Origin of the sequence: Paenibacillus germinis (assembly GCF_013141785.1) — a bacterium.
GTDB classification, from domain to species: Bacteria; Bacillota; Bacilli; order Paenibacillales; family NBRC-103111; genus Paenibacillus_E; species Paenibacillus_E phytorum.
This window is the reverse complement of sequence record NZ_WHOC01000133.1, coordinates 185,726-199,351: the sequence shown is the minus strand read 5'-3', so window position 1 is coordinate 199,351 and position 13,626 is coordinate 185,726. Positions and strand designations below refer to the sequence as shown.

General features: G+C 47.7%; 15 protein-coding genes. 11 read left to right on the top strand and 4 right to left on the bottom strand.

Features of this window, described 5'->3' with window-relative positions:
• On the top strand, positions 1-354 hold the full coding sequence (locus GC102_RS24445) for a DUF1304 domain-containing protein (RefSeq protein WP_171691804.1): 354 nt from the start codon (positions 1-3) through the stop codon (positions 352-354).
• 110 nt (positions 355-464) lie between these two features.
• Here GC102_RS24445 and GC102_RS24440 read toward each other — a convergent pair whose 3' ends face one another.
• The gene (locus GC102_RS24440) at positions 465-1,604 is read right to left on the bottom strand and encodes a GGDEF domain-containing protein (protein WP_171691803.1); all 1,140 of its coding nucleotides are present in this window, start codon (positions 1,602-1,604) and stop codon (positions 465-467) included.
• A gap of 172 nt (positions 1,605-1,776) precedes the next feature.
• On the opposite strand from GC102_RS24440, the gene GC102_RS24435 reads away from it, so the two are divergent.
• Genes GC102_RS24435 through GC102_RS24415 form a run of 5 tightly spaced genes read left to right on the top strand, consistent with a single transcriptional unit; the run spans position 1,777 to position 8,252 of the window.
• The gene (locus tag GC102_RS24435) at positions 1,777-2,946 is read left to right on the top strand and encodes a glycosyltransferase family 4 protein (RefSeq protein WP_171691802.1); all 1,170 of its coding nucleotides are present in this window, start codon (positions 1,777-1,779) and stop codon (positions 2,944-2,946) included.
• A gap of 19 nt (positions 2,947-2,965) precedes the next feature.
• Positions 2,966-4,243, top strand: coding sequence for a metallophosphoesterase family protein (locus GC102_RS24430; protein ID WP_171691801.1), 1,278 nt, complete (start codon positions 2,966-2,968; stop codon positions 4,241-4,243).
• A complete protein-coding gene (locus GC102_RS24425) occupies positions 4,240-7,473 on the top strand; it encodes an AAA family ATPase (RefSeq protein WP_171691800.1) in 3,234 nt (1,077 codons plus the stop codon). Before GC102_RS24430 ends, GC102_RS24425 begins: the two co-directional genes overlap by 4 nt.
• A gap of 26 nt (positions 7,474-7,499) precedes the next feature.
• Positions 7,500-7,778: a hypothetical protein gene (locus GC102_RS24420; RefSeq protein ID WP_171691799.1), complete on the top strand. Its 279-nt coding sequence runs from the start codon at positions 7,500-7,502 to the stop codon at positions 7,776-7,778.
• A 36-nt stretch (positions 7,779-7,814) separates the two neighbouring features.
• Positions 7,815-8,252, top strand: a complete 438-nt coding sequence (locus GC102_RS24415) for a hypothetical protein (RefSeq protein WP_171691798.1) — start codon at positions 7,815-7,817, stop codon at positions 8,250-8,252.
• Here the strand turns inward: GC102_RS24415 and GC102_RS24410 are convergent.
• The gene (locus tag GC102_RS24410) at positions 8,184-9,224 is read right to left on the bottom strand and encodes a YkvI family membrane protein (protein ID WP_171691797.1); all 1,041 of its coding nucleotides are present in this window, start codon (positions 9,222-9,224) and stop codon (positions 8,184-8,186) included. The two genes, GC102_RS24415 and GC102_RS24410, sit on opposite strands and share 69 nt — an antisense overlap.
• 141 nt (positions 9,225-9,365) lie before the next feature.
• On the opposite strand from GC102_RS24410, the gene GC102_RS24405 reads away from it, so the two are divergent.
• Positions 9,366-9,971, top strand: a complete 606-nt coding sequence (locus GC102_RS24405) for a DedA family protein (RefSeq protein WP_171691796.1) — start codon at positions 9,366-9,368, stop codon at positions 9,969-9,971.
• Between the two features lie 81 nt (positions 9,972-10,052).
• On the opposite strand, the gene GC102_RS24400 is transcribed toward GC102_RS24405, so the two are convergent.
• The gene (locus GC102_RS24400; RefSeq protein WP_171691795.1) at positions 10,053-10,769 is read right to left on the bottom strand and encodes a hypothetical protein; all 717 of its coding nucleotides are present in this window, start codon (positions 10,767-10,769) and stop codon (positions 10,053-10,055) included.
• Positions 10,770-11,038: 269 nt separating this feature from the next.
• On the opposite strand from GC102_RS24400, the gene GC102_RS24395 reads away from it, so the two are divergent.
• Together GC102_RS24395 and GC102_RS24390 are read left to right on the top strand one after the other, a co-directional pair.
• A complete protein-coding gene (locus GC102_RS24395; RefSeq protein WP_057306883.1) occupies positions 11,039-11,608 on the top strand; it encodes a xanthine phosphoribosyltransferase in 570 nt (189 codons plus the stop codon).
• Positions 11,609-11,688: 80 nt separating this feature from the next.
• A complete protein-coding gene (locus GC102_RS24390) occupies positions 11,689-12,015 on the top strand; it encodes a hypothetical protein (protein WP_057306882.1) in 327 nt (108 codons plus the stop codon).
• 94 nt (positions 12,016-12,109) lie between these two features.
• Here the strand turns inward: GC102_RS24390 and GC102_RS24385 are convergent, their stop codons facing one another.
• A complete protein-coding gene (locus GC102_RS24385) occupies positions 12,110-12,427 on the bottom strand; it encodes a hypothetical protein (protein WP_171649184.1) in 318 nt (105 codons plus the stop codon).
• Positions 12,428-12,583: 156 nt separating this feature from the next.
• Here GC102_RS24385 and GC102_RS24380 point away from each other — a divergent pair, with 156 nt between their 5' ends.
• Positions 12,584-12,844 (top strand): hypothetical protein, encoded by a 261-nt coding sequence (locus GC102_RS24380; RefSeq protein WP_171691835.1) that lies wholly within the window; start codon positions 12,584-12,586, stop codon positions 12,842-12,844.
• On the top strand, positions 12,834-13,604 hold the full coding sequence (locus GC102_RS24375) for an adenosylcobinamide amidohydrolase (RefSeq protein ID WP_246321091.1): 771 nt from the start codon (positions 12,834-12,836) through the stop codon (positions 13,602-13,604). Before GC102_RS24380 ends, GC102_RS24375 begins: the two co-directional genes overlap by 11 nt.
• Positions 13,605-13,626: the final 22 nt, after the last annotated feature.

Genomic DNA, 13,626 nt, shown 5'->3' with positions numbered 1-13,626 from the left:
ATGTTAGCTTCCCTATTTGTTGGCATCGTAGCCATAGAGCATATTTACATTCTAATTTTGGAAATGTTTTTATGGACGACACCTCGTGGTTTGAAAGCCTTCGGAATGACGAAGGAACAAGCACTGGAAACCAAATCACTTGCGGCTAATCAAGGCTTATACAATGGATTTCTTGCTGCTGGTCTTATTTGGGGGCTCGTTCATCCTGATGCATCTATTGGTCGTTCTATCGAGATCTTCTTCTTAATCTGTGTCATTATTGCTGCCTTGTATGGTGGGGCAACAGCGAAAAAGTCAATTTTACTGGTACAGGGGTTGCCTGCTGTTATCGCTCTTCTTTTTGTCCTTCTGTAAGATCACGACCAACAATACATAAGTAAACAGTCATTCACAAGACTTACATAAGTAAGGTTTTATCGCAATAAATAAGGGAAGTCCCAAGTAGCTATAGGGACTTCCCTTATTTATTGCGCATACTTCACTACCTTATTTTTACCACTCGTTTTTGCTCGATACATGGCTTCATCTGCCTGTTTGATGAGCTCCTCGGCACTCAGGCCGTTCTTATACTTGCTGTAGCCGATACTTGCGGTTACAATCGTTTCCTTTTCGATACGACTGCGAACACGTTCTGCAAACGCATCCATTTTGACACTAGGATCTGTGACCATGACGACCATCTCTTCTCCACCGTACCGGCCTGCAATGCCGCACTCCTCGGCTTCTTCTTTCATAATCAGCGCAACCTGCTTGAGCACATCGTCTCCCATCTGATGACCTTGGGTATCATTTAGCTTCTTGAAATTATCAATGTCGCTAAACAGTATGTACACGGGCAAATGCCGTCCAACATATTGGGCAACGCGATTATAGAAAAATTTGCGATTATATAGTCGGGTAAGCCCGTCCGTAATGGATGAATTGTAAATGGCCTGCATAAGCTCTACGACACGTTCAAATAACAGCATAAACAATAAAAAATAATAAATAATTGGTAAGACATTAGCTGCTATGGATAACAACGGTTGAACATTCCCATACATATAGGCATTTACAAGGTGGACGGATTGAATGAAAAAGTAAACCGTCAATGCCATTTGATATTTGACCTGTTGGCCAATGTACGGCGGGATCGTATAGAAACAAAGAAAGATCAGGACAAATACATAGAGCTCGAGACCAATATCCTGAAGCAATCTAACTTGCTCATGGGTGCCGTTATACATATTTGGCACACTGAAATGAAGGATAGAAACAACTATACCCATAATCATTAAGCCATAGAAGAAGATGTACTGTTTACGATTCGTGCGATTGTATAACTGATAGATCCCCATATTAATAAGGATGAAGGAAATTATTTTAAGCATTAGCAGCATGTAGGCGGTTAAACTAGTATCTATGCCGCTAAGTGTTAAATATAACTGGAGAAGGTAATGAATGCCTACGATAACTAGTGAAATGGTCATCGACATGTAGCCTTTTTTGCGACGGTCTAGAAATAAACGAAGAGAGATTACGAACATAAGGGCAACAATGACAACGATAATGGCATTCGATAATAATGAAGCTAAATCACCGAAAAGCAGATCAACAACGTTCATACTTTCCTCCAAAATCCCCTGTTTTTCGACATGTAATGACTCTATTATAAAGGAAAATGCGAGAGAGGGATAGAATCGATTGTAAGGGCACGATGGTGTTCTCTTTTCTATTCGGCGCACACAAGTTACAATAAGAAGGTAAGCTCAAGGATTTGGGAGAGGGGCTCATGCAATGAACATCTTGCAAGCATTGTTTTTCCCCCCGGAACAGCCGGGTGGGGTGTCATCCATGGTTCCCTATATATTGGACCGTTTTAATAAAAAAGGCTGGGAAATGGAATTATTTTCACTACCAAAGCGGATTCGGGGTAAGGGTACTGAGGAAGTGGAGTTTGTCACTTTTGATTGGCGGAAGTATGCCGGAAACCCGATCGTTGATAAATACATTCAGACGTATAAGGATTATGTTTGGTGGACGAAGCTGAGAATTTCCAAGAAGTATGATATCATCCATGCCCACCATCCAATTGCGGCACTTGCCATGAAGCAGATTTATCCGGAAACACCTGTCATCTTGACGATTCACTCCAGTTTTGAGAGAGAGCTTATTTTGAATGGACGCATTCAGGAGAATGGTGTGGAGCATCAATTCCTAACTCAAATTTACGGGGAGCTTGAAGCGAGAGTCGATCAGATGATCACGGTCTCTAACTCGTTCAAGCAATATATGGCGGAATATGTACAGGATAGTGAACGGATTGGCGTTATTCCAAACGGTTTTGACGAAAAGCGTTTTCGTCCGATTTCACATGAAAATCCAGTTACGCAGTTCATAACCGTTTGCCGTTTAGTGCCTGCCAAAGGGCTCGATACGCTGCTGATTGCGTGCGGAGAGCTGAAAAAACGCGGTCATCCCTTCGTTTTACATATTATAGGTGATGGACCAAGCCGAGAAGAGCTTGAGAAGCTGGCGATTCAGCATAATATTTACGAAGAAACGATTTTCTACGGCTATATGCTGCATCCAGAAGAGTTTATGCCGTTCTTTGATGTATTCGTTCTGCCATCGCGTGCAGAGGCGTTCGGGTCTGTATTTGCGGAGGCAGCTCTGTGCTGGTTGGCGCTAATCGGAACGGACGTCGGAGGGATTGCTGAGCAAATCGAACATGGACATAACGGCTTGCTTGTGCCGGTTGGTGATGCGATGGCGCTTAGCCATGCTTTGGAAAAAGTTGTCATTGATCCGACTTTCCGCTACAATTTGGCACGAACTGCTTGGGAAAAGGCGAAGAAAACCTACTCATTGAACCGTGTGCTGCGGCAGCTGAAAAGTGTGTATGAAAGTTATCAAGTCACAGTACACCCAAATGACGATGATAGTGCGGATAGTGAAAAAACCTGAATAGGAAGGCGTTAGAGCGATGAAACGACTGCGGTTTATGCATGCCGCCGACCTGCATCTGGACAGTCCGTTCAAAGGCATGTCGGCGCTGCCTGAACGGGTTCGTGAGCGAATACGAGAATCGACGTTTGAAGCGCTCAAGGAACTCGTGGCTTTAGCGATACAAGAGCAGGTAGATTTTGTACTCATAAGTGGGGATGTTTATGATTTATCCGATCGTTCTTTGCGCGCTCAAATTCGCTTCCAGAAAGCACTGGAGCAATTAGCTAAGCAGGGAATTCCTACTTACATTATTCATGGTAATCATGACCCGGAGGATGGACGTGCCGCGAAACTGGATTGGCCGGCAGCAGTCCATTTTTTTGCGTGCGATCAAGTGGAGACGATTAGCGTGGAAAAGCCGCATCGCGGCGTCATTGCCCAGATTCATGGCATTTCGTATCGAAGCGCTGGGGTAACGGATAATTTAGCTGTTAAATTTAGAGCAGGGCGAGAAAACGTCTGTCAGATCGGCCTATTACATACGAATGTCGACGGTGATCCCGGTCATGACAATTATGCCCCTTGCAGCAAGCAAGATTTGCTTGAAGCGGGTATGAACTACTGGGCGTTAGGCCATGTACATACGAGGAATGTGCTTCATCAACAGCCAGCGATTGTTTACCCAGGGAACCTGCAGGGCCGAAGTATTCGGGAAACAGGACCACGTGGGTGTTACATCGTCGATATGTCTGAGGATGGACGAGCTGAGCTCACCTTTCATGCGTTGGATCAGGTTCGTTGGTTCCTAGAGCGGCTGTCTGTGGCAGGCCTACAGACAGAGCAGGAATTGAAAGACCGGCTCGGTGAGCAGCTTGAACGGATTCGGACAGAGGCGGACGGCAGAGATGCCGTCGTCCGTCTTGTTCTGGAAGGGCGCAGCGCGGTGCATGGTTTGCTGCGCAAAGGGCGGGCTCTACAGGAGCTGACCGCCGAACTGCGTGAGGATGAAGCAGAGCGGAGCCGCTTCGTTTGGGTGGAATCGTTCGAGGACCGAACGGCAAGTGAGCTCGACCTCGAGGCTTTGCAGCTGGAGAAGAGCTTCCTTGGCGATCTCCTGCGGTATTCGGCTGCGCTGCAAGTCGACGACGAAGCGCTTGCTTTGTTTGCAAGCGAGGCATTGGCCGCGCTGCAGAGCTTGCCGCAAGCAGCCGGTGACCCGGCTGCGGCGGAGCCTGAACGGCTGCGCGAGTGGCTGCGCGCTGCACAAGAATTAGCCGCGGACCTGCTGTCCGCGGATGGGGGGGGACATGGATGAGAATCGTATCCATGCAGGTTCAAGGCTTCGGCAGCCTGCGCGAGCGGCAGCTTGATACGGACAGCCCGCTGGTGCTGTTTTATGGCGCCAACGAAGCGGGCAAGAGCACGCTTATGGGCTTCGTCCGCGCGGTGCTGTTCGGCTTTCCGACTCGTCAAAGCCGGTTGGAGCGATACGAGCCGCTGGGCGGCGGCGCCCATGGTGGCGCGCTAACCCTGCTGGATGAGCAGGGTCAGCTCATTCGCGTCGAGCGCTACGATGCGCCCGCCGCAGGCGGCAAACGAGCCTCTGCGGGGCTCGTTAAGGTCACGCTCGGTGATGGCACCACCGGGGGCGAAGACCTGCTGAACACGCTGCTGGGCGGCCTATCGGCCGACCTCTTCCGCAGCTTGTTCGCTTTCGGTTTAACCGAGCTGCAGGAGCTGCGCACCCTGCAGACGGACGAGCTCAGCGGCTATCTGTATAGCGCTGGGCTCGGTGTGAGCGGCTCGGCTATCATGGAGGCCGAGCGCAAGCTGACGGCGCAGGCCGACGGCCTGTACAGACCCCGCGGGCGCAATCAGGAGATGAACCGTCTCCTGAAGGAGCTTGAGGGTCTGGAGCAGTCGCTGCGCCGCAGCCGGGACCCAGCAGCCGACTACGATCGGCTGCTGGCGGAGCGCCGCTCCGCGGAGGAGCGCATTGCTGCCCTGGAGGGGCAGCAGGAGTCGCTGCGCGCGGAGCTGCACAAGCTTGGCCTGGCCGGCAAGGCGCGCAGCGGATGGATCCGCTTGCGTCAGATCGGCCAGGAGCTTGCGGCGCTGCCTGCGCTGGCGGGCTTCCCCGAGCATGCCTCGGCGAGGCTTGACGCGCTTGAGGCAGAACTGGAGCGCATCCATGCGGAGCGCGCTCGGCTCCTGCTGAGACAGGAGAGCCTAACGAGCCAGTTGCGCGTCATAGAGCTTGTGCCTGATCTGCTCGAGCATCAGATCGAGCTGAATCATTGGCTGGAGCAAGCAGCCACATATGAAGAGAATAAACGCAGCGTGGATCAAATGCGCGTGGAGCAGGAGCACCAACGCGCGCAGGTAGACAGGCTGCTTAAACAAATAGATGTTCACTGGGTGGAGACAGATTTAGCCTCTTTCTCGGTAACGATTTCCCTGCGTGAACAGGTACGAGCTCACAAAGAACGGTTTCATAAGTCCAAGGAGAGTGAGCTGCGCATCAGAACAGAGCTGGAGAGTCTGCAGCAGCAGGTCATTCGAGTTCAAGACACGGTAAGGAGTTTGGAATCCGAGTTACATAAAAGCGGGGTAAGTACTGATGGTTCTACCTCTCCCGGTTGGGGGGGAACAGACCCATCTTCCACCTTGCACCAAATAGCGAGAGATTATGCCAGGTGGCAGCTGCTTGTGAGAGAGCTTGCACATCAAAAAGAACGCGATGCTGTGGAAAACCAGTTCCAGCTTAGTCTGGAAGAAGCAGCAAAAGCAGGCAAAACGGCCTCACGTAGATTACGTCAACGCATCGTTGTCATTACCGGCCTATTGGCCGTCTTGACGCCATTATTGTTGTTATGGCAGGGCAGCTGGGTGGCAGCTCTCTGTGCCTTTCTTTTATTTGCTGGTACTGCGCTCTATTTGCTTGTTTCTGATCGTGCGGAGACAGGGAGTCGCTCTTCACGAGCGATGACTTCGTCCCCGAGCAGGGATGAAAGTCTGAGTGATGAACTTCGCTTGCTGGAGCGCCGCCTTCAAGAACAAATCCAACCTTTTGCCCAACAGCAATTGGGTTATGGTCAAGCTGCGGCAGCATCTGCTATTGATTCTCTGAAGCCGGGCCGTTCTGCATCAATGCCTCTTGAGGTGCTCCAGCCTCAACTAGATGCATGGATGCGTGAAGCCGAGCAAAATAAACAACAACGCAGCGAACTGCTACGTAAGCTTGAGAAGCTGCAGGATACGAAGGAGATGCTGCAATCTCTTCGGCAGCAAGAAGATCAGCGCAGTGGATATTTCAAGGAGCTTGTGATGGAGTCAGATCAGCTCCAGTCGGAGTGGAATCATTGGCTGCAATCGCTGGGACTAAGTACACAGTTATCAGCCGACGCCCTGCTAGAAACGATCCAGACGATTGAGCAAGGGCAGGAAAGTCTTCGTCAGCTTCATAAGCTGGAGTCCAAGCTTGAGACGTTAGTAACAAACATCGATCATTACGAAAAGACAGTCGGTTCACTCCTTCGGCTTTCACCGGCGGTACGGCAAGAACCCGTGTTCGCGCTCAAACGCTGGAAAGAACAGGAGCAAGAACAGGTGAAGCTGCTTGCGGAGAAGAAGCATGGCGAGCAGCTACATTCGGAAACCGAGCAAGAGCTGCAGCTTCTACAGACCAACGAGCAGCGTACTCAAGGCCGTTTGGACCAGCTTTTACAGGAAGCGTCTGCCTTTGACGGTGAAGAACTGCGTATTCATCAGAGAGAGCAGGAAGAACGCAGAAAACTGACAGAAGAACAAACATTGCTGGAATCCTCGCTCGAAACGTTACTTAGCCGCTCCTTACTTGCCAGCTACACCGAGCTTTTGGAAACCCATGGAGAAGAGGATATCGCACTTCAAATGGCATCTCTCCAAGGACAATTAACTGATACCGCGCATGAAACGAATGAACTTCGAGAGGTTGTTGGCAAGCTAACGGGACAAATTGAGAAGTTGGAGCAAGGATCGGAACAGGCAGATCATCTTCTCCAAGCTGAAGCTTATCGAGCAACCATACGACAGCAAGTAGATCAATACGCCGTAGCTTCCTTCGCTTCTCTGCTTATGAAGAAAGCCCGCGATGTTTATGAGCATGAACGTCAGCCCGGCGTGCTTTTGCGAGCATCGGATTATTTTGCGAAGATGACGAACGGTGCATTCACCCATGTCAAAGCACCATTCGGAGAACAGCGTTTAGTGGCAATACGAGCAAATGGAGAGTCGCTTGATACAAGTCAGCTTAGTCGGGGAACGGCAGAGCAGCTCTACTTATCCATGCGTTTCGCACTCGCCCAAGAGTATGCTGGAAAGGCTATTTTACCCCTGGTGATGGACGATATTCTCGTCAATTTCGATGAGGAACGGATGGAGAGCTGTTTGCGTGTTCTTGCAGACTTATGCTGCAGGCATCAGGTTCTGCTCTTTACTTGTCACGGCCACGTGCGAGATGCGGCAGCTAGAGTTATTCCTGGAAATCGCTTAATTCGTTTGTAGAAGCGTGCACAATGGAGGAATCGAAAGTGGAATCAGGAAACGATAAGAAGAAAGACCATCGGGAAATCACTTATCAGGTCGGATGGAAGAAAGGGAAGATCGAATGGAATGAAGGGGCATCGGAAGCTTTATCAGTCAAATCATCCATGGAGGATGAGGGGCATGTTGGAGAAAAGCGTCTCCAGCTGTTTTGGCTTCCAGCCATGAGTCTTCCAAGTTGGCTGCTTCTCCCCTTACTTTATTCGATTCCCGCCTTCTGTTTTCTATTAACGCTTGTTCTCATTTATGGGTTGCGTCATGGCTAGCAGCAAGTAAGGATTGAAAGAAGGGGGATCAGCTTTATGAACATGCTATTAGCTATTATAGGTGGCCTGTTGGGCCTTTTCGTAACAGGGGTTGCCATATATACAGCTTGGATGGTTCATCAGCTTTGGAAGCAGCAGGCAGCAGCCCCAAAACCAGCAGGTCAGGTGGAAATTGCCGTCAAATACTTTTCCAAATGGACGGTCTTTGATTACGCGGTCATCTTATTATTTATCATCGGGCTTTTACTATTGTTAGCCGAGTTATTTGCTGTTTGGCGAGATCAAACGGTTATTGCCAATTTCCATTTCTCCTACCTGCTCACAGGAATCATTATTTCTGCTATGGGCATGCTTCTGTTGTTTGTACGTTTGATTGTCGTTCTTGGTTTTATTCAGTCAGGTGCCTTACATCGCACGGTTACGGTTGCGCCAGATCATCAGAACGAGCCAGACAACACTGATAAAGCCGAATAAGGGATACAAAGCGGAAAGCAGTATTTTGAAACCAATTTGACTTATCACGTAGCTTAGCGCCAGGATACTGATCAGGATAACCTTAGGGTTTAGTTTCATGCGCTGCTGAAGCTGCTGGGACAAGCCGTAGGCGTCAGCAATAAAGGTTGTGAAAATTTCACCGTAAATAACGAGCAAATAAGCAACTTGCGGTACGGACCCTAGTCGGGTAATAATATTTCCCATTGGGATTTCGAATTGTGCAATACCTGGCATTTGTGCAGAGAGTGCGTAGTGTGCTGATAATAGAAGCAGACCAATGCCTGCACCGCCAAGCAGTCCGCCCCAGTATAGAACAGATCGATTTTGAATAGATGCTCCCATTGGAACGAGCACGGCTTGAGCCATCGCTAAGTTAAAGGCGGTATAGAGGAAAGGTGCGAACCATATTTTTTCTAGTGGATCATCGCTTGTAATGCGCAGCCAGTTTCCTGAAGAAGGCGAATGCCATGTATAAACGACGATGACGAGGCTGAAAAGCAGCATGATGGGAACGACGATTGAATTCACGGTCATAATGGCGCCAATTCCGCGGGACAATACGAAATAGGCGAGCACCAATGTCACGAAGAGTCCTGTTTGGTAAGAGAGGTGCAGCTGTTCCTCAAATACCGTTCCGCCCCCGGCGAGCATGACGGTTGTAATCCCAAATAGAACGATCATCATAAACAAGCTAATGGCGTTACCAATTCTTTGGCCAAAAATGGCACGATTCAAATCCTCATAAGATGCGGCTTTCAGATCATGGGCCATCAGCATGAGTTTAATACCAATCCATATGAAAAGTATGCTGGATAAAGCAATCGTCAACGTGGCGAGCCAGCCGTAACGTGTGAAAAATTGCAGGATCTCCTGTCCAGAAGCGAACCCTGCTCCAACAACCGTTCCAATGTAGGTAAAGGCAACACGGACGATCTGTGAACCTGTTCGCATAGATTGCCCCGCTTTCTTTCGTTTGATATAGTACAAGGTATGTTCGTGATCCCATGCGCATGACTGGAACTTGGGGCAAGCTGTCGTTTCTGCTAAAATGGGAATGAATAAGACGAAGTACAATGCGGGAGTGAGTTTTTTGTGAAGGAATTTCTATATGATTTCATAAGTCATTATGGATATATTGCTTTATATATTTTGCTATCTGCCGGAATCGTTGGGGTACCCGTACCAGATGAAACCCTAATGGCTTTTGTGGGTTCGTTAACGGCACTTGGGGGTCCCTTTGATTTTGGAACAACGTTAATTGTGATTTACGCAGGCACGATGACAGGGATGGTTGTTAGTTATTTAATCGGTCATCGTGTTGGTAAACCCTTTCTTTATCGGTATGGCAAATGGTTCAAACTAACACCGAACCGGATTGAGCGGGCTGAGGGCTGGTTTAAAAAGTATGGGCTCTGGACTGTTTTCTTTGGGTATTTCGTGCCGGGGGTTCGTCATTTCACCTGTTATTTGTCAGGCGTAAGCGGAGTCAAGTTTTATAAGTATTTGTTCTTCGCGGGTACAGGAGCACTGCTGTGGTGTACAACCTTTTTAACATTAGGGCATTTTATTGGCAGTAACTTGGAGGGTTTATTCCAATTAATACATAAATACATGGGAATAAGCTTAGTGACTATAGCGGTTATAGCCATTATTGGAACAGCCCTTTACTTCCGATTCCGGAAGCGGGGAGCGGTCTGATTCCCAGACACATGAAATAAGACCATGAGTGTCATCCTATAAGAGGAGCATTCATGGTCTTTTTTTTGTATTCTTTGTGAATTAATGGTTAGCGAAAAGCTTTATCGATTGGATGGTGCTCTCATTTGGATCAATATCGAGCTTGAGCAGTGTTCCTTGCGACTTGTAGGAGAGAACATAGGTTGAGTTAGTGTCCGGTTTGCCTAAAATTGCAATTGCATCTTCCACTTTCTGACCGAGGCGCAATCCGCGAAGACCTGGATCAATCTCCGTGGAATGTACGTCAACGAACTCAAGAACATCCTTCTTATTGAAGCCTACAGAGAAATCCGTGAAGTCATAGACTTGAATGGCGTCTTCATCTGCATCCATAACGAATTGTTTCTTCGCCTTCCCAAAACGTTCGAGCACAACGTCCTTACTCGTCCCGAGCTTCAAGCCCATCAACGTTGGTTTCTCCTGTTGATACGCATCCTCTGCTTTAATCTTCGGCTTGGCCGTTGGCTTCGCACTTGCAGATAATTGCGGGATGTCGGTTAAATCCGTTTTGGACGAGCCAGCGACTTGTGCCTCGTGCTTGGCCGTGTCTTCCGGTGTTGATGAAGGTGCTGCCGTCGCAGTTGAAACTACGATCGCAGGGGGTGTGCTAACTGGACTCAAGCTATTTTGTACATGGTTAGTTGGATCTATAGTAGGCTGTCCGGAAGGAGCAGATGACTCTTGGCATCCAGCTAACAGTAAAGAAGCAAATGCTACTGGCACAATGCCAAGCATGATAGGTCTAAGCAGGTTGTTCATCGTCATCTATCCTTTCTGCCGAATAATTGGTTTGAAAAATGCAACATTACTAATCATACTGTTTTCTGGTTCTATTTCAATGCATCAAGTTACCCAAATGTGAGCAATTGTAGACAAATTTCAAAATGCTGAAGCCTATATACATATAGACACCTTATACAGAGTAAAAGTTTCACTTCAAAACAGGGATAATCACAAATTGGGACTTGAAACCTACTTCATCAATATGGTAACTTACTCATAATAGACAGGTTTAGGGGGCTAGAATCATGGAATTGTTAAAACAGCGGATCCTAGAGGTCGGTGTAGTCGTATCGGATCAAGTGCTAAAGCTGGATGCCATACTGAATCATCAGGTTGATCCTGTGCTCATCATGGAGATGGGGAAAGAATTTGCAAGATTGTTTAGAGAAACGAAGCCTGATAAGGTGCTTACCGTAGAATCGTCCGGTATTCCGATTGCCTATACGACAGCATTACATCTTGAGGTTCCTATGATATTTGCACGTCGCAAGAAGACGTTGACCATGGATCAAGATACTTATAGTGAACGAGTGCCTTCTTTTACAAAAGGGATTGTCACGGACATTATGGTATCCTCTCATCTGCTTCACAAAGGCGAGCGTGTTCTGCTGATCGATGATTTTATCGCAAATGGAGACGCGGCACGCGGATTAATTCGTATCATTGAAAAGGCAGAAGCTGAACTTGTTGGTGTCGGTATTGCGGTAGAAAAATCATTCCAAGCTGGTGGAAGCTCGATTAGAGAGCGTGGAATTCGTGTGGAATCTTTAGCTCGTATTTCCTCACTGGCGAATGGCCAAATCACTTTTAACTGATTTTACAATTTGTTCATGTCTTCCCTCAAACCGATTTATCCTTTATAATGAATACATGGTATGAGAGGAGGCTGACATCTATGGGTATCGAAAATGGTTCCATTGAATATTTCATGACAAAGCTTGGGGAAGCCAAAACACATTTTGAACGTGCGCTAGATTGTAAACATACAGAGTTTGATGATCTGTATCCGTATATGATCGAACACCCTCAATTTTTCTGGTACAAACGATATGTAGCATGGTCCGAGTTGTTAACGATCGTAAAGCTCTGCACAGAGCTGACTATCGAATGGGAACAACATTTCTCCGCCGCACAAGTGGAGTATATTCAGAAGCGCGTAATGTCTAGCAAAGTCCTTGATTTCTGGTACGAGACGAATGATTCGAAGGAACATGTTAGTTAATTTATGCCCATATAAGGAAGAGGCCAATGGATCCGAAGAGGATTCGTTGGCCTTTTTCTATGATTTAAAATGGTGTTGGTTTCGTGGTTTAAGCTCAGACTCCATTTTCTAGAATGTTCATGCTTTCAATATGCCTTTTCGTTTGTTCAGAACCAAGCTTGTGCAGGGTTCGATACACTTCAGTTAAATAATAATCGTATTCCTGATTGACCTCATTGGAGTAATAAACTTTCCAAGGAAGCCAGGAAGTTGCGTAGCTGCCTTGTGAGGAGTTATCGGTTTCCTCGAAAAGCTCTTGAAGCTTATCAATTTCTTCTTCGGTTGCCGAGATCTCGAATTCGAAATTAAGTGCTCCTTTGTCTTCCAAAACTTCCCCCGTGCCAACGTTAATGTAGTACGTTTTTTTATCCACTATAGAACCTCCCATGGAGTAAGTTTGCTTTTTTGTGTTAGCTTTGTTTCGTCATTAGTTAAGTTAACCTCAGTAAAGCGGTTTTATGTAAAGTTTGATCTAAATGCGAATTGGTGTATGCTAAAGAAGTACATATGAATTTTTGGAGGTACGATGATGATATCTGAAGAACAGCTTGATCAATATAGAGTTGATAGTACATTATTGCGTGTTATTCGGGACGTCAGCCCAACGAATGATGTGCGTGGAATCGTAGTTGCTTGGGATGATGAGAGCGTGTTAATTCGCAAAAAAAACCGCAAAGTAGTCAAGCTCGCACGCAATTATATCTATCAACCATATGAGAACGAAAGACCTCCTGAATTCATGCTTCCACAAGATCCCATCGAACCAGATGGCATTTCTGATGACGAATAAGGATTCATGGATGGGATACATGGAGGTTCCTATCTCTGGTATTCGCATGGAGTTGGTTAGTTCCCACCAAGGTAAGTACCTGCGGATTTGCAGTGAAAACCCGCTGCGAACGCTGAATTCTTCGCCGTGGGGCGGTGGATTCGGCACGCACAAGGTGATGATGAATCGGCAGGTGGACAAGCTGTATAATGAGGCGGATCCGCTCCGTGAGATGGAGGAATTCATCCAACGTGAGGGTTTGAATCCCCAAGAAACAGCGGGTATGCTGACCGCGGCGAAGGTAAAGGACGTTGGCTACAGCAGCCTTACCTGGGAAACGGGCGAAGACGGTGATATCAGCGAATTCGACCAGAAACTTGTGATGAAGCCAGAGCATGAGCCCCTTCAAGTTTGCTCGTGGGTCACGGTGGGGCTGGGGAATAAAGCAAGAGCAGGAGCTGAACTCCCTGCCGCTTCCCTTTACCCTGGAACGATTAACACGATTGTCGTTATCAATGGTTGCTTAACCGATGCGGCCATGGTTAACGCTGTCATAACGGCAACTGAGGCCAAAGCTGCGGCTCTTCAAGCATTAGGTATCCTCGTTGAGGGTCAGCCTGCGACAGGAACGACAACCGATGCCGTACTTATTGCTGCAACGTGCCGTGGCAAGACCTATCCTTACGCAGGTACAGCGACTGCTTTAGGTTACTTGGTAGGAAGAACGGTCTATGAAGCTATCATGTATTCAGGTCAATTGTATGAACAAACGCCCTACTAATCCGTGTGGATAAGTAGGGCAA